Source organism: Bradyrhizobium sp. GW821-FHT12B03 (assembly GCF_058807535.1).
On record NZ_JBXAQU010000002.1, the window covers coordinates 449,490 to 471,948 of the forward strand.

The 22,459-nt window shown below is 65.7% G+C and carries 5 protein-coding genes; 3 read left to right on the plus strand and 2 right to left on the minus strand.

The genetic code is table 11. The features are described from left to right. Positions 1–27 precede the first annotated feature (27 nt). Positions 28–951, plus strand: coding sequence for a LysR family transcriptional regulator (locus AC1RUR_RS06125; protein ID WP_492842192.1), 924 nt, complete (start codon positions 28–30; stop codon positions 949–951). Here AC1RUR_RS06125 and AC1RUR_RS06130 read toward each other — a convergent pair. Both AC1RUR_RS06130 and AC1RUR_RS06135 read right to left on the minus strand, forming a co-directional pair. Then, positions 944–3,637 carry a hybrid sensor histidine kinase/response regulator gene (locus AC1RUR_RS06130; protein WP_492842193.1) on the minus strand — a complete coding sequence of 898 codons (2,694 nt, stop codon included), beginning with the start codon at positions 3,635–3,637 and terminating at the stop codon, positions 944–946. The two genes, AC1RUR_RS06125 and AC1RUR_RS06130, sit on opposite strands and share 8 nt — an antisense overlap. After that, complete coding sequence (locus tag AC1RUR_RS06135; RefSeq protein ID WP_492842194.1) at positions 3,634–4,665, minus strand: ABC transporter substrate-binding protein; 1,032 nt, start codon at positions 4,663–4,665, stop codon at positions 3,634–3,636. Before AC1RUR_RS06135 ends, AC1RUR_RS06130 begins: the two co-directional genes overlap by 4 nt. Positions 4,666–4,958: 293 nt before the next feature. Between AC1RUR_RS06135 and AC1RUR_RS06140 the strand changes: the two genes are divergently transcribed. Together AC1RUR_RS06140 and AC1RUR_RS06145 are read left to right on the plus strand one after the other, a co-directional pair. Continuing rightward, the gene (locus AC1RUR_RS06140; protein WP_492842195.1) at positions 4,959–5,708 is read left to right on the plus strand and encodes a hypothetical protein; all 750 of its coding nucleotides are present in this window, start codon (positions 4,959–4,961) and stop codon (positions 5,706–5,708) included. A gap of 71 nt (positions 5,709–5,779) precedes the next feature. After that, entirely contained in the window at positions 5,780–22,459 is a 16,680-nt protein-coding gene (locus AC1RUR_RS06145) for a leukotoxin LktA family filamentous adhesin (RefSeq protein ID WP_492842196.1), read from the plus strand.

Below are 22,459 nucleotides of genomic sequence, written 5' to 3' on the forward strand. Positions count from 1 at the left end.
TTTGGAAACAATCAAGCGGATCTGCCCTTGGATAAGGTCGCCAGCCTCCGGGCCTTCGTGAAGGTGGTCGAAAGCGGCAGTTTTGCCGAGGCGGGCCGCCAACTCCGGCTGTCGCGCTCGGCGATCAGCAAATACATCGCCGACCTCGAGGAGAGCCTCGGCGTCCAGCTCCTGAACCGGACCACCCGCCACGCCAGCCCGACCGAGAACGGCCAGCGTTATTTCGAGCGCGCGGTCGTGATCCTCTCGGAGATCGAGGCCGCCGATCAGGCGGTAACGCAAGCGCAGTCGGCGCCGCGCGGCCTGTTGCGCGTCAACGCCCCGATGTCGTTCGGCACGATGCGGCTCGGTCCGGTGCTGGCCGACTTTATGGCGCGCTATCCTGAGCTCCAGCTCCAGATCGTGCTCAGCGACGATCTGCTCGATCCCGTCCAGGACGGCTTCGACGTGACGTTGCGGATCGCGGAATTGGAATCCTCGAGTTTGATCGCGCGAAAAATCATGCCGGTGGCGCGCATGATCTGCGCTTCGCCGGACTATCTCGCGCGACACGGTATGCCGCAGCATCCACAGGATTTGCGCGACCACGCCTCGCTGACCTACGGCTTCCTGCTGACAGGCAATCAGTGGAAGCTCACCGGCGCCGACGGTGATCACTGGATCCAGCCGGCCTGGTCGCTCTGCGTCAACAATGCCGAGGTGCTGCGCGACGTCGCGATCAAGGGCAGGGGGCTAGCGCTGCTGCCGGAGTTCATCGCGGCTGACGCTTTAAGGAAAGGCGATTTACGGACGGTGTTGGATGATTATTCGGCGCCGCAGCTCGCGCTCTATGCGGTCTATCCGCCCACGCGGCATCTGTCGGTGAAGGTGCGGCTGTTCATTGATTTTCTGGTGGAGCGGTTTGGACGGGAGGAGGAAGCGGGCGCGCGCAAGCCCGCCCCAGCTAGCTGACCGTCGGCTGCTCGGCGGGCCGGAGCAATTCGTCCAATGCGCTCATCGAGGCCTTCTGAAGCGCGGCGAGTTCGCGGGCGGCGCTGTGGCACTCGGGTGGAGACATGGCGGCTACGGCCAGCTCGACTTCGCGACAGCGCTCGAACAGGCGGACGAGGCCGAGCGCGCTCGCCGCGCTGCCGAGTTGATGTGCGGATCGCGCAAGTTGCACGTGATCGCCAATCGCCGCAGCCTTGGCAATGTCCTCGATCAGTTGTTCGCTCGTTTGCTGCAAAAGCTGGCGGAGTTTTTCGATTTGCGTGGGGCCGAGCAGCTCGCGCTGGTCGTCGAGAAAGTGCCGGTCGATCAACGCGCCCGCGGCAAGTTGTGGTGCTGCCGGCTCGTCCGGCGGATCGTCCTCGATCGCCTCGCGCAGCGCATTGATCAGGATCGGCTTGCTGACGACCTTGGCGATTCCAGCGGCGGCGAGCCGCTCGCGCGCGCTGCCCGATACGTCGGCGGTCACGGCGATGATGCGCGGCATTCTCGGAAGACCGAGCTTGCCGATCCGCGAGGCCGCCTCCACGCCGTCCATGTCGGGCATGTGCAGGTCCATCAGGATGACGTCGAACGCCTGATCGCCGGCGAGCTCTATGGCCGATGCGCCGTTCGTGGCGATCGTGGGGCGATGGCCGAGCCGGTTCAGGATCGCTTCGCCGACCTCGCAATTGACGGGGTCGTCGTCGACCAGCAGAACGCTGAGCTGCCGGGATGGCGGCGGGACCGTACCTTGCGCAATACCGCTCGCGGCGCGGCCAAGCGGCACTTCAAGCGTGAACGTGCTGCCCGCGCCCGGCGTGCTCTCCACCGTCAGCTCGCCGCGCATCAGGCGCGTCAGCCGCCGCGCGATTGCAAGGCCAAGGCCAGTGCCGCCGAACCGCCGCGCGATGCTGTCGTCGGCCTGGACGAAATCGTCGAAGATGCGCTCGTGCATGTCGGGCGGAATGCCGATGCCGGTGTCGTGGACGGTGACGTGCAGCAGGATGTGATCGTCGTGTCGTTCGGCCGCCGCGGTCACGGCGATCTCGCCGCGCGGCGTGAACTTGATGGCGTTGCTGATGAGGTTGAGCAGGATGCGATTGAGCCTGACGGGATCGCCGTGCACGGAGATTTTGACGGCGTCGTCGCAGGCAAGGTCGAAGCTCAGTCCCCTGGCGACGGCCTGCGGACGCATCAGCTCGGCAGCGGCGTCGATGAGCTGGTCGAGGCGGAAGTCGCGCGTCTCCAGCGCCTCGGTGCTGGCTTCCAGGCGCGCATATTCGAGAATGGCGTCGACCAGTGCGACCAGCGTTTCGCCGGAGGCGGCGGCGGTGGCGAGATGGCGGTGCTGGGCCTCGTTGAGGCTGCCGTCGTCCAACAGCTGCAGCACGCCCATGACGCCGTTGAGCGGAGTGCGCAATTCGTGGCTGACGACGGCGAGGAAGCGCGACTTGGTTTCGTTGGCCTGCACGGCGACGCTGCGCGCGCGTTCGGCGGCGTCGTGCTCGGCAAGGGCGTGATCGCGGGCCTTCTCCAGCTCGGAGGTCCGCTCGATCACCTTGCGCTCCAGCGTCGCGTAGGAGTCGCGCAAATGGGCGGCCATGCGGTTGAACTGGTCGCCGAGCGCTTCCAGCTCGTCGCCGGTCCTGATCGTGAGCCGCGAGCTGAGATCGCCGCTGCCGATCCGCCGCGCGCCCTGGGTCAGGATCTGGATCGGCACGGTCATGCGCCGGCTGAGGAAGAGCGAGACCAGAACCGCGCCGGCCAGCAGGACCACGAGCAGGAACGTCGAGCGTCCGATCGAGGCGTAGATCGGCGCGTAGGCCTCGGTGAGCGGCAGCTCGACGAAGACCAGCCAGCCGAGCGAGGGGACCGTCGCATAGGTCGAGAGCACGCGTTGACCGGTCAGATCCTCCTTGACCAATCCGCCCGAGGGCGGCCCCACGCCGTCGAGCGCGGCGTGGACGTCGGCGTGGCCGGACAGGTCACTGCGCTGCAGCGCGCGCCAGAGGTCGGGATGCGCGATCAGCACGCCCCTGCGATCGACGACATAGGCCTTGCCGGTGTTGCCGACCCTGATCCCGGTGACGAGGTCCCAGATGAAGCGCAAATTGACCTCGGCGACGATCACGTCGGGCGTGCGGCCGGTGCCGCGCGTGGCGAGCGTCATATACGGCTCGGTGTCGCCGAAGAAGTAGACCGGCCCGTAATAGGCGCGGCTTTCGTTCGCGCCGCGGAAGGCGGGAGAAGCGGCGAGGTCGGCGTTGCTGCCGACCTTGTCGGCGACGCGGCGCGACACGCGCACGCGTTCGCGTCCTTGCGAATCGAGTTCGGCGATTTCCGCGATCGCGGGCGAGAGGCGCAGAAGGCGGATGGCGTTCAGGCGCTCGTCCTCGTTGCTCGACAGTTCCGGCGGAAGGCGCGAGAGCCATCTGATCTGGCTTTCGATCTGGCCGATGAACTGGCCGATCTGGATCGCAGCGGATGCCGCCTGCTCGCGCTGGGTCGCGGCCAGGAGCTGCTTCTGCTCGCGATAGGAGAACCAGACGTCGAAGCCGGTATTGATCGCAAGCGCGGCAAAGGCAAGGGCGACGATCGAGAAGAGATACTTGCGGAACAGCCGGCCGGGAGGCGTCCGTAAATAGCCCTGGTCGATCTCCTCGTTCACTCGCGGATCTCGTCGGCGCGTGCGAGCAGCGTGAACGGAATGGTCAGGCCCAGCGTGCGGGCGACCGTGCGGTTGATCAGCAGCTCGTATTTTCGCGGCGATTGCACCGGCAGGTCGCCGGCCTTGGTGCCGCGCAGGATGAGATCGACATAGTCGGCCGAGCGCACTTCGAGCGTCGGCCCGTAGCTCATCAGCCCGCCTGCATCCATGAAATAGTGGAACGGGTAGATCATGGGCACGCGATATTTCGCGGCTGCCGCGACGATCGTCTGGCGGTTGACCACGAGGAAGCTGTCGACGAGGGCGATCATCGCCGCCTTGGGCGGCTCGGAGAAGCGCCTGACGGCTTCGTCGATCTCCGTCGGCGCGCCGACGGGAGCGGGGACGACGGACACGCCGGATGCGGCGGCTTCCTGCTCGATCGAATCGAGGAAGAAGCGCCCCGCGCGCGGCGTGGTCGCCGGGTTGAACAGGATGCCGACGCGCGCGATGTCCGACACGGCCTCGCGGATGAGCTGAAGCCATTTGCCGCCCATCTCGGCGGTGCTGCTGGTGAAGCCGGTGACGTTGCCACCGGGATGCGCGAGGCTTTCGACGAAGCCATTGCCGACGGGATCGTTGGCGGTCGCGAACACGATGGGAATGGTCTTGGTGGCGGCAAGGACCGCCGCGGTTTCGATCGTCGATCCCGTCAGGATCACGTCCGGCTTGAGCTCCAGCAACTCCTGGACCGCTGCGTTCAGCTTGTCCGGCGGGCCGAAGCTCGACCGGAGCTCGAGGCGAAAGTTGACGCCTTCGACCCAGCCCCGCTGCCTGAGGCCGGCGATGAGACCGCCGAGGCGCGATGTCGGGCTGTCGATCATGCTCCTTCTGGTCAGCTCGTCGTCGAGCGGCAATGCCGTCAGCGAGGCGACGATTCGCATGCGATCAGTCGTTGCGCCGAGTGCGAGCCATCCCGCGGCGGTTGCGCCGGAAAGCCGAATGAAGCGGCGGCGATCGACCGCGAAAGCGGAACGCCGTTCGGTCATGAAACTCTTTGCATGATGGCTTGCCCCTCGTGCTGGCTTACCGCGAACGGCCCGCATCCACAATTGACGAAAAAATACGCTTGTGAATGTTCATTCGCAGCCATGCGCAGCCCGATACCGTATTCCTACGTCGCTGAGGAATCGCTGTTTCGAACTCTGTCTGCTCCGTGAAGTTATGTAACGCCTTGCGGCATTGCAATATTTTCCGTCTCGGTCGATGGCGGTTCGGAGAAGTCCATTTCGTAGCGGCCGATTTTTGAAGTGTTCTTTGCAAGTTGTTTCGAAGGTTTCTGATGCGCAGAATCTATCTCGTTCCGGTGCTCGCCGGCCTGCTCACCATTGTTGTTTCCGGCCCTTTGGCGGCGCAGGGCGCCGTTCCAAAGCAGAAGGCCGCGCAGACTCCGAAGGCGGCCGCCGCCACCGGCGCGGCTCCGGCGGCAGCGGCGCCAATGGCCGCCGCGTCCGAGACGCCGGCCACCGGCGCCGACGACCAGACCAAGGTGATCGACGGCTTCCGCTCCGCCAAGTTCGGCATGAGCGAGGCCGACGTCCGTGCGGCGACGACCAAGGACTTCAGCGCCAAGCCCGACGCCATCAGGATCCAGGACAACGCATCCGAACTGACGCGAAGCCTGCTGCTTTCGGTGCCGGAACTGCTGCCCAACGGCGGCACGGCCGAGCTCTCCTATGTGTTCGGCTACAAGTCCAAGTCGCTGATCCAGGTCGGCGCGGTCTGGTCGAAGGGGACCGACGCGGCGATGACGCCGGAGAAGCTGTTCTCTAACGCCAACATCCTGCGCGCCCATTTCATGGGAGAGGGCTTCAAGCCTGACTCCATCGCAGTCAACATGCCGGTTGCCGGCGGCATCGTGATGTTCCGCGGCAGCGACGCCAAGGACCGCTCGGTGATCCTGCTGCTGCAGGGCACGTTCGAGAACAAGGAGAACAACCAGCGTGTGCTGACCCCCACCAGCCTGCTGCTGTTCTACGTGGCCGACGCCAAGAGCCCCGATATCTTCAAGCTGCCGCCCGGCCAGTTCTGAGGTCGGGCGACGTCACGACATTCTCCCACTCGGTTGTGGATCGGCGCCAACGCCGATGACGAGGATCTGAAATGCGCGGACCTTCTGCGACGCGAACCAATGACGAGCTGACGCTGCGCGGGCTTGCGCGCTTCCGCTCGATGTCGCTGCTCTGCGCGATGCAGATGGTCTTCCTGCCGGTGTTCAGCGTCCGCCTCCAGGCGCAGACAGCGAACGTCATCGTTCCGGATGGCCGCACGGGCACGAGCCTGCAAACCTCGGGCGGCGTCACCAACGTGACGACGTCGACGATATCAGGCAACAACGCCTTCAACTCGTTCTCGCAGTTCAGCGTCGGCCGGGGCAACACCGTCAATTTGCAACTGCCGACCGGCACGCAGAATCTCGTCAACATCGTTCGCGACGCGCCGGTCTACGTCAACGGCACGCTGAACTCCTACATGAATGGTGCGATCGGCGGTAACGTCTATTTCGCCGATCCCAAGGGCTTCGTGGTCGGCCGGTCCGGCACCGTGAATGTCGGCAGCCTCAACGTCTCGACGCCGACGCGCGAGTTCACCGACAGCCTGATCGGCGCGAACGGGCAGATCAACCAGTCGGCGGTCGGCAATCTCATGGCCGGCTCGTTCCCGGTCTCGCCCGACGGCAACATCCGCATCTATGGCCGGGTCAACGCCCAGGACGGCGTGCGCCTGACCGGGCAGAACGTCTATGTCGGCGGCGCCAGCCAGCGCGATATCGCCAATCTCGATCACGCCGCCAAGTTCGCAGCCTCCGTCAACTCCAGGGGCCTGCGCAGCGCCAGCTCGATCACTGTCAGCAACGGCTCGATCCATATCGGCGCGGTCAACAACGCCAGGGTCAACGGGCGCCTGACGGCGAAGAGCCAGACCACGACGCCGAGCAACATCACCGTCGATGCGGGCAAGAACATCGACATCGGCAAGAACGCCAGGCTCAGCACCGCCAGCAGGACGGGCGACGCCGGCGACATCCGTCTCAAGGCCGCGGCGAATCTGACCGTGGCTGGAGGGGCCAAGTTCGACGCGAGCGCGAAGACCGGCAATGCAGGTCTCGTCGAGTTCAGCGCGAACGGCATCATCGACGTCGGCAGCGGTGTCAGCATCAACCTGGCCGCGCCGAACGGCAAGGCGGGCACGCTTCTGATGGACCCGACCGATGTGGTTGTCGGTGATGCAAGCCAGGGCGACACCGGCGTGACGCTGTCGAACACCTCGATCGCAAACACCATCAGCGGAATCACCGGTGGCTCCAGCGCCACCTACCTGATCCAGGCGAGCAACTCGATCACCCTGGCGGCGCACGCGGTGGTCGATAGCCGCCATCTCGACGCCAATGGCCATTCGACGGGCAATGCCAACCACATCACCATCGACGCGCCGAATATCGACATCAAGAACGGTGCGCAGATCCTGGCCCAGGCTGTCAATTTCGGAGGGACCACCTACGCCGACGGCAACGTCACGCTGACGGCCACGGCGAGCGACATCAAGCTGTCCGGCCAGGCCACCGCCGCGACGTCGATCACGGTGGACGGCAAGATCGCCGGCGGCATCGTCTCGATCGCCGCGACCTCGACGGCCGTGTCGAGCTTCCTGAACGGTTCGGTGGCCGGTGATTTCGCGCTGGTCGGTTCGACGCTTGCCGCCTCGGTGCTTGGGCTCAATGGCGGCTATCTCGCCGCAAGCGCCACGGCGACCATCAACATCAACAGCCACGCCGACATCAACGGGCGCGGCGACGTCACCATTTCGGCACATGCCACGGAGACCGTGTCCGATCCGGCCGTCGCCTCCACCTTGCTCGGCAGCCTCACGCCCGTCGCGGCCGGTGTGGTCGTCGGCAAGATCGAAGGCACGGCCACGACCAACGTGGCCTCGGGCGCGACGGTCAACGCCGGCGGCAACCTCGAGGTCAAGGCGCTTAACGATGCGACCATCGCCGTCTCCGCCGTCGCGGCGTCGACCAGCGCGCAGATCGTCCCGACGGTGGCCTATTCGACGGGATCGGTGACGACGACCGCCAATGTCGAGACCGGCGCGCATATCGCGGCGGGCACGGTCAACACGAGCGGCAGCACCCTGAAGGTCCGCGCGATCAACAACAATTCGTTCTCGACCAGCGCAACTTCGGTTGCGGCGAGCGGGCCGAATGCGAGCGGCGCCGTCGGCGCCGCGGTCGCCATCAGCGACGTCACGACGTCTGCGACCGCGACGCTCGGTGCATCGCTCGGAACCAGTGCCGGCGACCGGATGAACGGCTCCGTTCTGGTCGAGGCGACGTCGGACACCACGAGCAATTCCACGATGGCCTCGTCCATCGCCGGTCTTCCCGCGCTGGTCGCGGCGATTCAGGAATTCGCGGTCTCGAACGTCGCTTCGCCGACGCACTTCGTCATGGACCACATGACCTCGCTGGTGCCGCTGAGCTTCGATTTCAAGGTCGCAGGCGCGCTCTCGCTGGCCAACAGCACGCAGAGCGCGACCGCCGCGATCGCGCCGAGCCCGAGCGGCGGCGCGCCAAGCATCTATGCCAGCGGCAATGTCGCCGTCGCCAGCAACGTCATCGATCGCGGCGTCCGCAGCAATGCGACCTCCAGCGCGATCACGAAGGATGTGACGACGGGCGAGGGGACCGCGATCAGCGCGGCCGTCGCCTGGGGCAATTTCACCCACAATTCGAACGTCTATGTCGGTAATGGCACGCTGATCAACGCGGCGAACATCGCCGTCGACGCCACCACCGAACAGCCGATCACCAATACCTGGCTCAAATGGGACGGGCTGGGTGCGGTTCTGAGTCACCTCAACGGCAATCTCGGCGTCGGCGGCAACATCCTGACCAGCTACGCCAATGCCACGGCGGACGCCGGTGACACCATCGGCATCGCCGGTTCGCTGAACCATTTCGTCGTGAACAACAACACGACGGCGTGGGTGGCCGGCAGCGCCAGTCTGACCGCGACCTGCACGACCGCGACATGCGGCAGCAGCTGGTCGGCCGGGATGGATAATGGCGACGTCCACACCTACAACGCCAGCCTCCAGATCGCCGCCACCACGACCATGGCGTCGATCGACGCGGCCGGCAATGTCGGCACACTCGGCTTCCTGTTCGGCAACACCTCGGGCGGCTCTTCCGTCGGCGGCGCGCTCAATCTCGTCCAGTTCAACACCAATACCATCGCCGGCGTTTCGGACCGCGCGACGCTGCGTGCGGCGGACGACATCGCCGTCAACGCGATCACTTCCGACCAGTTCGTCGCTGTCGCACCGTCGTCCGGCAAGGCTGCCGGCACGCTGGCGCTGAACGGCATCACTTCGCTCGGTTTCCTGAACAACACGACGCACGCGTCGATATCGAGCCAGGCCACCATCTATGCCCCGACCGTCGGCATCCTGGCGCAACAGGATCTGTCGGTCGTGACGCTGTCCGGCGCGATGAGCTATAACGGGAGCGGCGGTTCGGCGGTCGGCTTGTCGGTCGCCTATCTGGGCGCACATACCGACACCTCCGCCTATATCGGCGACAACCATTCCGATATCCGGCCCGGCGTGTTCAGCGCCAACGATCCGTTCGCCGGCACCAGCGGCGGAAGCGGGGCGGTCAATGTCGACAACCTCACGCTCAGCGCGACCACTTCGGGGCGCATCACCGCGGCCGCCGTCGCGGCAGCGATCTCCGATCCGGCGTCGTCGAGTTTCTCCGACAAGGCAGGCGCTGCCGGCGCCGCCGCGACCGGAGGAACTGCCGGCGTGACGACGGCTGCGAGCCAGATCGGTTCGACTTCCGGATCGAGCACCAGCGGCTTCAGCCTCGACCTTGCCGGCAGTTCGTCGGTGAGCGACGTCTCGCTCGGCACCAGCGCCTATATCAGGAACACGACGGTCAATAAGTACACCACGACCGGCGCCGTGCTGACCAATACGATCGTTCAGGCGCTCAACGACACCATGCTCAACAATGGTTCGGGCTCGGCGGCGCTCAATCTGGCCGGAGGGTCCGCCACGGGGGCTGCGATCGGCGGCGCGATCGCGGCGGCGATGTCCAACAATGCGACGCTCGCCTATATTTACGGCACCACCATGAACAACCAGAGTTCGGTGACGGTGCAGGCGCTCAATGGCGGCTCGGAAACCGTCGTTGCCCTCGGCGTGGCGGGATCGAAATCCAATGCGGCGTCGCTGTCGGCCTCGGTCGGCATCATCACCGACAGCGCCAACGCCTATATCGAGAGCTCGACGATTACGGGCCAGTCCTCCGGCGTCAATCGCGCGCTCGAGGTCGACGCCTACCAGACCACGAACATCGCGATCGGCGGCGGCTCGCTCTATATTTCGGGCGGCCAGGCCGGCGTCGGCATCGGGCTGACCTATGCCTCGATTGCCGATCCCACCGGCGGCAACGCCACCGACGCGCACATCCGCAGCACGTCGATCTCGAACTACGACACCCTGCTGGTGATGGCCGACAGCGCCAGCGTGATTGCAGCCGGCGCGGCCTCGGGCGGGGCGGGGTTGAACGGACTTGCCGGCGCGATCGTCGTCAGCGAGATCACGCCCACAACGACGGCCTACATCAACAGCGGCGCGACGGTGAACATCAACGTCGGCGGCGTGACGGTGCTGGCGGACAGCGGCGCTGTCTCGGCGCTGGATACGGCGCTCGGCAACCTCGTCAAGAAGTCGAACAACAATCATCTCGCCGAGGACACCTGCACGGTCGCCGGCGGCACGGGCGGGCAGAACTGCATCGACTTCAGGGCGGCCGCGCTCAACGGTGGCACGGGCAACGGTCCAGGGGCCAGCATCGTCTCCGTTGCGGGCCTGATCCAGGCCGGCAAGAACAATGTCGGCGCCTCGATCGTCTACAACACCATTGCCACCACGCATTCGGCCTATATCGCGAACGTGCTGCTGACGGCCGGCAGCAACGGCACCGTCAGCGTGAGCGCGGTCGACTCCTCGAAGATCCAGGCGGTCACGATCGGCTTTGGTCTTGCGACCAGCCAGTTTGCCGGCGTCGGCGGCACCACGATCAGCAGCATCGCCAACACCGTTTCGGCGGCGATCGGCAACAGCCAGTCCAGCACGACGCAATCGTCCGTCACGGCCAAGAACATTTCCGTCAGCGCGACCGACAATTCCAGCATCACCGGAACCGCCGCCGTCGCCGGCGCCTCGACCCAAGGCAGCGCCGCGGGCCTGGCGCTGGTCTACAGCAGCATCGCCAACAATGTCAGCGCCGGCGTCACCGGCTCCAAGCTGACCGCCTCGGGCAATGTCGCGGTCGGTGCGAACTCGAACGCCAACATCTCGACTGTTGCCGTCGGCATCGCGATGTCCTCGCAGGTTGGGCTGGCCGGCTCGGTCGCCACCAATCTGATGGGAACCAACGTCACCGCCAGCATCACCGCTGCCGGCACCAACGGAATCAACGGCGCCGACGTCACCGCCACCAACAATGTCGGCGTGGTCGCCGGCAACAATGACAAGGCGGCGGTGTTCGCCGGCGCCGTGTCGATCAGCAAGGGGGCGGCTGGCGGCGCGGGCTCGCTGGTCACCAGCCAGATCACGGGAACCACTGCGGCCTATATCAGCGGCGCGAATACCAAGGTCGATGCGCTCGGGACCAGCACCACCGATACGCTGTCGGTCAACAACGGCACGCTCGTCCACGCGTTCGATCTTGGCACCGCCCATGCGCCGACCGACACGACGCCCGATCTCTCCGAGAATCAGGACAGCGTGCGCGGTCTTGCCGTGGTCGCGAGTTCGCACCAGGCGGTCGTGACCAACGTCGCTTCGGTCGCTGCGAGCAGCGGCATCTCGATCATGATCAACCCGATCACCAATGTGATGAGCGGGGCGACGCGGGCCTATATCGACAGCGCGGCCATCGACACGCGCCTGACCTCGTCGACGCTCAAGCCGCAGATCGAGGTGGCCGCGTCGAGCTTCTCCTATTCCGGCGCGTTTGGCGCCGGCATCGCCTACGGCAGCAGCGGCGGCGGTGGGGCGACGATCGTCTCGACGACGATGTCGCGCGGGACCTTCGCCTATATCACCAATGCCACGGTCGGCGGCGTCCAGTCGACGAGCGAGACGGTCGGCGCCGTGACCGTGAAGGCCAATGCCGAGCAGGACGCGTCCTCGATCGCGATCGGCTTCAACACCGGTTCGGTCGGGCTGAACGTGTTCCAGGCGACGACGGAAGCCTATGTCGACGGCGGCGCGCTGACAGCGGCGTCACTGACGGTGAACGCCAACAACAACACCGGCATCTTCTCCGCGAACGGCTCCGGCGCCTATGGCAGCCAGGCTGCGATCGGCGCGGCATTCCTGGTCCAGGTCTCCTCGAACCGGACCGAGGCCTATGTCGGCGACGAATTCCGCTATCAGGGCAATGGCGCAGCGCATACGACCGCGCTCAATCTGAGCGGTGCGCTCGACGTCGAGGCCAACACCAAGAACCGCTTCGAGGCCTATGCGATCGGCGGTGCGCTCTCGACCGGCACGGCCGCGATCGCCGGCATGGCGAACATCGAGATCGCCAACAACACCACCATCGCCGGCGTCTATGACACCAATTTGCAATCGGTGACGGGCGGTGCGGCCGGCGCGGTCACCATCAACGCCAACGAGGACGTCGCGATCAAGGAGATCGCAGGTGCGCTCGCCGTCGGCGCGAGCGGGGGAGGCGTCGGCGTCGGCGCCGCAGCCAACATCATCAGTTTCAAGAGCCGGACCGTCGCGGAGAGCTGGAACAGCAACCTGAACTCGTCAGGCGCGATCAACGTCAACGCGCTCAGCACCAAGGAGGTGCTGTCCTACGCGGTCACCGCCGGCATCGGCGGCAGCGTCGGCATCGGCGCGACCGTCGGCGTCATCATGATCGGCACCAACACCGCCGATGCCGACACCCAGGGCCAGCAGACCGGTCAGCTCAATCAGGGCAACAACGGCACCATCGCGTCCGTGAACAGCGGCACCAACAATGCGCATGGCAGCAACGCGGTCGCCAGCGGCACGGCCGGCAATCCGAACAGCGCCAATGTCAGCTCGACCTACGATGTCAGCAGCGTGCTGAGCGGAGGCAACGACGCCGTCGTCGCGCAGATCGCGGGTGGCAACGTCACGGGCACGCAGGTCAACGTCACGGCCACCAGCGCCAATGCGGCCAAGATGTATCTTCTCGGCGCCGGCTTTGCGAAGAATGTCGGCATCGGGGCCGGCATTGGCTACACCAGCGTCAACAGCACCGTGCTCGCCAATTTGAGCGACTATGGACGCAACGGCTCCGGCGTGCTTGTCGCCGCAGATACGCCTTTGGCCGTCTCGGCACCGGTTGTCACCGTTGTGGCGGTCGTCCAGGACGCGACCACCGGACCTTATTCCGGCAAGACCATCGATACCGAGGCGATCGCCGGCGGTGCCGCGCTTTACTTCGGCGCCGATGCGGCTGTCGCGGTCGGCAATGTCACCAACTCCGTGGTGGCGATGCTTGGTGGCCAGATCACCGGCGCGGGCGGCACCGGCACTGGCGCCACCATCATGGCGATGGATTCAACGACCCAGGTGGTCTTCACCGGTGGCGTCACCGCCGGCGCCGCGGCTGTCGGCGCTTCGGTCGCAATGGCAAGCCGGACGAGCTCGGTCGCGGCACGGGTTCTGGACGGCTCCACCGTCAACGTCACGAATCTGGCGGTTGGCGCCAGCGGCGCCGGCACCTTGTCCACCACGGCCACCGCGCTCGGCGGCGGCATCGTCGCGGGCGTCGGTGCGGATGCGGAAGCCCACGAGAACTCGTCCGTGCTGGCGGAGATCGGCTCCGGTGCCTCGATCACGACGTCCGCGTCCGGCGTCGGCACGCTGGTGTCGGCGTCGATCACACCCGATCTTTCGAGCGAGGCGATCGGCGTTTCGGTCGGCGGCGGTGCCGTCGGCATCGCCATCGCCAAGTCCACGGTCGGCGCCACGGTGACGGCCGATGTCGGCGACAACGTCACCTTCGCGGGCGGAGCGCTCGCTGTGACCGCCATGGCGCTGGTTCCAGTTAGCGGCACGACGACCTGGGCCAAGGCGCTCGCCGGTGGCGGCGGCTCGCTGATCGGCGCGCAGGGCAGCCTGGCCCAGGCGTCCGAGAACGCCACGGTCAGCGCATACGGCGGAACGGGGATCAGGCTGCCCAACGCCAACGTGACCATCGCGGCCGAAAACGACAGTGCCCAATATGCCGAGGGGACGGGTCTTTCGAGCGGCTTCCTGGCGCTGGGTGCTACCGTCGCGCAGACGTCGTCGAGCGCGCACACCTATGCCTATCTGGGCGCGCCCGCGGACATGGATATTCTAAACCATGGGAGCTACACGGGTATCCTCCGCATCACGGCGACCGGCACGGATACCAACGTCTCCAACGCGACGGTCGGCGCGGGCGGCACCTATGCCGGCGCGGCGGCGGTCGCCACCACCAGCTCGACGGCCGTGACCAATGCGCGGTTCGACGGCGGCACGAGCGATGACACGCTTTATTTCGGTGGTCTCCGCATCAATGCCATCCACACTACGAATTATGCCGCGAGCGGCGATGCCTATCAGGCGTCCACCGCCGGCGTTTCGGCCGGCAAGGCGCAGAACGACGTCGATTCCACCACCACTGCCGAGATCGGAACGCACCTGATCATCAATTCGGCGGGCGGCAACATGGTTGTCATCGCCAACGACATCGTCAACCAGGGCGGCGGCGGCGCGCGTTCGGGCTCCGGCGGCTCGTTCTCGGGTGCTGCCGCGCTCAGCACCTCGACCGTCACCCAGACCGTCAACACCAATATCGGCGCCGGCACGGTGCTGAGCCTCAATGGCGATCCGCAGACGTCGGCGGCGTATATCAATATCGAGGCCTACAACACGCTGAACACCAACGATACGGCGAGCCTCGCCACGGCCAGCTTCTTTGCCGGCGGTGGCGCCGAATCCAACATGACGGCGAACGCCACGCTCGCGGTCAACATCAATGCCCGCGAGCTGTTCAGCGTCGGCAAGATCTATATCGGCACGGCCGCGAAGATGGCGGCGGCGAACAACGCCAATGCCAGCCTCTACGGCGCGATCGCAGGCGTCGGCGCCAGCACCAACAGCTGGGTCCACGCCAACCAGTCCGTCAATGTCGGCGACAACGCGAAGATCGCGGCCTGGCGTGACATCACCATCTATGCGGGCCTCGCCGGTGACGGCAGCGTCTTCAGCAGCGTGCAGGCGACGGCCACGACGGTCGTCTACAACAACACCGCTATTCCGATCTCCGCGCTCTATCGCGGCACGGCCAACGCCGACGACACCACGAGCCTGACGCTGGCGCCCACCTCGAGCTTGCTCGGTGCGCGCGACATCTACCTGGGCGCAACCCAGGGGCAGGTCACGGCGGCCGGCAACGGCAGCAACTACAACCCATATCTGGACATCTTCAGCGCCAAGAACAGCGACAACCACAGCCACACCAGCGGAACCGGCGATGTCGCGCTCAATGGCCTGGTGGTGGCTGGCGTCAACAACGATCTGACGATCGCGATCGACCTCGGTGCGACCGCGCCGACACTGAGCACGACCAGTCCGTATTCCCTGCTGACAAACGGCTCTTCGTCGGTCCTCGAACTGGTCTCAGACGCCAATCATTTCAGCCCGGTGATGAGCTGGAACCACCAGACGGTCCAGTACGCCATCGTCGGCAACTTCAATCCCTACCAGCTGGTGGTCGACCAACTGGCGAGGCTCACCGGTCTGACTGCGACGCAGGTCCGCTCGCAGCTCGCGGCGGCGACGCCCACGGCGCCCGCCAGCATGACGCCGTCCGGCACCGATCCGACCGGCGACATCCAGCGCCAGATCGACACGTTGATCAAGCAGGCGCCGTTCACCTCCGACGCGCCCGGCAACGCCTTCGCATTCGGCGACATCCTGGTGTCCGCCGGCAACGTCTCGATCCTGGCCCAGAAGCTGACCGGAAACAGCGGCACGAATCCCGCCCCGCCCGCGGTCATCGCGCGCAGCTCGCCCTTGATCAAGATCGAGAACAAGGGCCTCGACTTCATGAGCCTGGGCAACCTCACGGTCACCGATGTGACCGGAGGTAACATCACCTATCGCCAGATCGACCATGTCGACCCGGATTCGCATTCCAATGTGACCTTCACCGCGATGCCGAGCGCGACGCCGGTCATCGACGTCTCCGCCACCTACAACCGTCTGGATCCCGACAGCGGCCAGGGCATCGACCAGAACGGCAACCTGCTGACCCGCACGCCCGACATCTATTTCAATGGCGCCGTCAACAACGCGAACGGCCTGCTCAAGATCATCAACAATCTCGGCAGCGTCGTCGCATCGCAGTCGCTTAGCGCCGCGACCGTCCAGATCGTGGTGCCCAAAGGCACGTTCACCTTCCTCGGCGGGATCGGGAGCTTCTACGACAGCGGCAGCGCAGTCACCTCGCAATGGGCCACCACCGAAAACAGGCCGGAGGACACGCTGACGGCGGTGATGACGGCGGCGACCTATCTCGGCGCCTACGGCGACTACTATACCGCTCCGCATATCGCTTCGGGAACCGATCACCCCTATTTCTATTACTGCTGCACCGACGGCAGCCACGGCGTGTATCAACCCGTCGGCAACGCCGACGCCAGCACGATCTTCACCGCGCGCATGCTGATGACGTATTACGACGGCACCTCGCTCTATTCATCGATCTTCCTGCCGGTGGGCAGGGGTACGCCTGGGAACACCAGCACTCCCGATGCCGGCAGCGTGCCTGACATCGCGACCCTCAAGATCATCGAGGGGCAGTCGCAGGACTCGTCCAATGTCGTGCTCGCGCAGTGGAAGAAAACGACTTATGACGGCCGCAACGTCTACACCGATAGCGGTCCGTACAAGACGCCGTTCAACTGTGCGTCAGCCTGCGACAGCTCGGGCTTCTTCCAGGTGATCAACATCCAGCCGGATGCGATCACGCCGAAGACCGCGGATGCGCCGGCCACCGCGACTGCCACCCGGACGATCAGCGGCCAGGCGGTCATCATCTCGGCGTCGGTGATCAACATCAACGGCACCATCCAGGCCGGCTCGAGCAGCAACTACTCGGTCGACATCGGCGCTGCGGCGTACGATGCCATCTATGGCAGCAACGGCCTCAAGAACCGCAACGGCGGCGCGGACTTTGCCGCGGCCCAGGCCAATGCGCGGAACGGCGTCTATTACGACATCTCAGGCTCCGTGACGGCGTCGGCGAGCGGTGACGCCAAGATCGGGGTCAGGTACAACGCTCTCACCGACCAGCTCATCCTGAATGGCGTGGCGCAGGGCGCCGGCGGCTACGTCTATCTCAACGGCAAGATCATCTCGACCTCGACCGACAGCACCCAGACCCAGGGCAACATCGAGATCAAAGGCGGCGCCGGCACGGTCACCGTCAACAACACCAGCGGGCTCCAGCTGGTCACCAACACCATCAATACCAGCGTCACTGCCCAGAGCGTGGTCGAGATCGTCGACCAGCTCAAGGGGAAGACGACGTGGTGGGTTTACGATCCCAAGGCTGCAAGCAGTCAGCAGGTGTCGCGGTACGAGACCAACAGTGTCACTGCGGCCGCGATCGACCCGTCGATGCTTACGGCCAGGACCGGTACGGCGGGCGTCCAGTACCGGACGCAGGAGAACATGCTCTATCAATGGGTCGACACCGCGACGCTGGATCGTCTACCCACCAGCACGCAGTTCGACTATGGCTGGAGCTTCACGCCCAATCAGGTCACCGGCGAGAACTGGACCCGCTCGACCAGCCTGGTTTCAGGCACGCAGAGCAGCAACTATCAGAAAGTCACCACCGCCACAGGCAGCTATCACTGGGCGGGAGGCGTGAATCCGGATGGGAGCCCCGTTGGACTCAACACCCATTCCAACGCGTGCTGCGGCGCGGACGCCCAGTACAACTGGTACCAGGCGATCTATGATCACCTGACGCTCACGCTGACCAACACGGTCAAGGCGTCGAACCCGATCAACATCAAGTTCATCGGCGGCAGTAGCAGCGACGTCGTGGTCAATTCGACCTCGGGCATCGTCATCAACGGGTCGATCAACAACCAGCAGGGCACGACGACGCTTGCCGCCACCGGCACCAACTCGTCGATCACCGTCGGCGCCAATGCCAACAACCCGGTGATCTCGGGGACGAGCGTGACGCTTCGGGGTGACGGCGGTATCGGCACGCTCGGCACCACCAAGGCGCCCGTCCAGGTGCAGCTCTATGGCGGCAGCCTGACCGCGAGCTCGATCGACCGCGACATCGCGATCTCGGCCATCGGCGCGCTGTCGATCAACCAGGTGAAGGTGAACTCGGCAGGCGCGACGCCGCAGGGCAGCGTCTTCCTCTCGGCGACCGGCGACATCAACTCGGCGTCCGCCTACAACGTCGCCAATCCCGTCGTGATCGGCAAGAACATAGAGATCAACTCCACCTCGGGTGCGATCGGCGCGACGAGCGCCGTCGTCAACGGCGCGTCCACCCTGACCAACATCAATCCGCTGGTGATCCAGGCGACGGGCACGACACAGGCGAGCGGCGCCGTCGATGGCGGCGTTCTCGACAGCGCATCGGCCACGGGCACCTATATCATCCAGTCCAAGGGTGATTTGCGCCTCGGCACGGTCCAGTCGACCGGCGGCCCGGTCTTCCTGGAGGCGGCGGGCTCCGACAACAACCCGGCCAACATCCTGAATGGCCGGGCGGCGGTCGGCCTCACCCAGGCGCAGAGCCAGCATCTCCAGGACGTCTGGGCGAGCCTCGACCTGCTCAGCGGCAACGCCGCCACCAATGCCGTCAACAGCTACCAGTCGATGGTGACGTCGGCCTACAACGACTACTTCCAGCTCAAGAACATCGCGTTCCAGGACGGTAGCACCTACAATCCGACGTCGGTGGGGCTGACGGTGCTGCGGGCGCAGGTGGCTGCCAAGCTCGGCATCGTCGATCCCGCCAATGTCACGACCACGCAGATGCAGGTCGAGGCCACGACGCGGTTCCTGCGGGACCAGTTCCTGCTCGGCAAGATCACCACCGACCAGCTCAAGACCTCGCTGACGACATTGCTCGGCACCGCGCCGGCGGATCCGCTGGGGACAGTGTTCGGCACATCGCTTTCGACGACGCTGTTCACGAAACTGTTCGATGGCGTGGCGACCGCCAACCAGCGGATGCCGAGCAACACGGCGCTGCAAACGGCGCTCAACACCTACAATGCGAATTACAGCTACACGCTTGCGTCGACCGAGCGGGTCTACAGCATCATTACCGCGGGCTCGCAATGGACGCAGAGCCAGCTCGCCTACACGGTGTCGTCGTCGGCCGTCGGCGCGGCACCGCCGCCGATCGACGAGAACGTCGTGGCCAATGTCAGCGCCAACCAGATCATGCTGTACGCGCCGCGCGGCTCGGTCGGCAATTCGGCTGCGCCCCAGACCTTCACCTTCACCAGCGTCGATTCCTCGTCGCTGACGCCGGAGCAGAGGGGATTGCTTGCCACCGCCGGTCCCGGCCAGCTCACCGTCGGCGCGGTCACGGACCCGACGACCCATGTCACGACCTATACGGTCAGCCTGTCGCAGCAGAACCTCGTCGTCGTCGACAATCCGATCGCGATCTCGGCCAAGGCGCTGACGAATATCTATCTCGGCAGCAAGAACAGCCTCGCGCTCGGCGGCGTCACCGCGAATTACGGCCCGATCTCGGCCGCACAGGCCAACGGCATCCAGGTGACCGGCCGCGGCGACGTCAAACTCGACGCCGTCAACAGTATCTCCAACAATGCGGGCGGCGCCGTGATTTCGGGTGATATCGCCAACCTGACCCTGATCGCCGAGCACGGCAATGTCGGCGCGCCCTCGGGAACCGCCGGAAGCAATCCCGCGACCAATACCAACGCGATCCAGATCGCTTTCGCGGACCCTGCCAACGACCAGCTCGACCAGGTCTCGTCGGCGCAGGGCATCTATGTGAAGCAGACCACCGGCGATCTCATCCTCGGCAACATTGCCGCCGGCAATGCGATCCAGCTCGCCGCGACCGGCAGCATCTATGCCGAAGCCGACTTCACCGACCGTTCGGCGATCCATATCCTGGGCACCGACCTCGACCTGCGCGCGGGCGGCAGCATCGGCTTCAACGGCTCGACCTTCCAGCCGCTGCAGGTGAACATCTCCGGCGCGGTGACCGGCTCGGCGGTCGGCAACCTCAGCCTGCTTGCCGTCACCGGTGATCTCATGGTCGGCACCAGCGGCACCTATGGGACGCTGACGGCCGGTGGCGCGCTGACGCTGAACGCTGCGCGCGGCGCGCTCACCGTCAATGCCAACGTCACCAGCGACGGCCTGATGCAGCTGCTTGCCAACCGCGGCATGACCTTCGCGGCCGGCACCAGCGCGGCGCCGGTGGTTGCAACCAGCACCTCCAATGGCGTGACGATGGTCGCGGCGACGCTGTCGATGGGCGCCTATTCGGCCATCAACGCGGCCGGGTTGATCTCGGTCACCACCACGGGCGATGCGACGGTCGGCCAGCTGAATTCGTCGCTGTCCTACGCGGCCGCCTCGAACACCCCGTCGATCGTCGTCACGGCCGGCGGGGTCGCCTCACTCGGCGCGATCATCGACAATGGCGACGGCCGGACCAAGTTCCTCCTGTCCGGTGCCGGCGCCGAAGTGTCGCTGAGTGCATCGAACGGCATCGGCAGCGCGGCGAGCCGGTTCACCACCAACGCCACGCGGCTGTCGGCCAGCGCGAGCGCCGGCAGCATCTATCTGAAGGCGTTGACCGATGCCGAAGCCAGCTTGCTGTCCGCAGTGAAGGGCAGCGTGGACATCATCGGCACCGGCGGCCTGACGCTCGACCAGGTGCTGGCAGGCACGGCGACCGGCGCCAGCGGCAGCTTCAGTGCTGTTGCAAACAACGGCAGCGTCGTCATCGGCACCGCCGACAGCAGCGGCTCGCAGACGGTCCGTGCCAGCCAGAACGTGACGTTCAAGTCGCTCACGACGACCGGAAATGCCGGCGACGCCGGCAACATCAACGTCACCGCCGACCATGGCTTCATCCTGGCGCAGACCGTGACATCAAGCGGCCTGACCACGCTCGGTTCGGTCTCGGCCCACGGTTCGGCGACGCTGCAGGCCGCCACGACCATCACGGGCAACAGGCTTGCCGCCACGACCGGCTCGGGGCTGCTGACCGCCGGCGGCCCGATCAACTGGAACGCCCTCAACGTCGGCACGACGCTGGGCGCGACCGCAGGCCAGGGCAGCATCGCCTTCCAGACCGCACAGAGCGGGGGCACGCAGACCATCCACGCCCATGACAACGTGACGTTCAATGCGCTGACGACCACGGGCATCAATGGCGATGCCGGCAACATCAACGTCGACGCCGACAATGGCTTCATCCTGGCGCAGACGGTGACCTCAGGCGGCGTTCCGACGCTCGGCTCGGTCTCGGCCCACGGTTCGGCGCGGCTGATCGCGGCGGGCACCAACACCGGTCATAACCTCACGACCTCGACCGGCAACGCAGTCTTGAGCGGAACGGTCGTTCGCTGGGATAATCTCAACGTGGGCGGCACGCTCGACGTCACCGCGACGACCGGAGGGATCACCGTCGGCACCGCCATCAGCGGCGGCACGCAGACCCTGCATGCCGTGGACGACATCGTCTTCAGCCAGCTGACCACGACGGGTATCCCAGGCGATGCCGGCGAGATCGACCTGCGCTCCGATACGGGGGTGATCCGCGGCGGATCGATCTCCGCGAACGGCGACACGCGCTTCAATTCAGCCGGTGGGGTCTCGTTCGATCGGATCAGCGGCAACATCGTCAGGATGACCTCGTCGGGTGACCTGACGATCGGCTGGGTCAGCGTCGTGAGGGAGCTCGACCTTGCGGCCGACACGATCAACGTCAAGGGCGAGCAGATCCGCTCCACACCGCCGGTCCCGCTGATCATGAACATCACCGGCTACAACGGCGGCGTCGCGAAGTCCGCCAACATCTCGATCGATCCAGACAGCATCATCATCAACCAGTTCAGGGTGGTGGACGCGACCTTCTGGACGGATGCGCCGGCTGTCTCGATTCTGAACGGCTATATCCCGGGCCAGCTCATGCTGACCACCGCCACGCAGCAGGTGCTGCTCAACAACCGCACGCCGGCGCCGTCCAACTGGCCGACGCTCCAGCTCTACCAGCCGGGCGGCGTGTTCACGATGAGCCAGGTCGGCAACGCCAATGTCAGCAACGCCTATGTGGTGTTCTACACCGGCGACGTCTCGGCCACCGTCACCAATTACGGGCCGTCCCACAACTGCTGCAACGCCTTCACGGGCGCCAGCATGGCCCGCAACATCTCGGTCGATGGCGAGGGCAACGAAACCATCGAGAGCTGGCTTGCGAAGAAGGACGGAGGGACGTTCTACCTGCTCGGCCTCTCCGGCAAGGCGCGGCTCGACGCGCTGCTGACGCCGCGGCCGGTCGAGACCATCGGCTCCGGTCCCGCCGTCAACATCGAGGGGCTGAGCGACGCGCGCAAGCTGCGCCGTCAAGGGCAGCGCACAGGGCGCACAGGCTGGAAGGACGCGGCCGTCCAGGCGGCGACACCGGCCCTGGGCCGTCTTGCGGAGGCGTGGTAA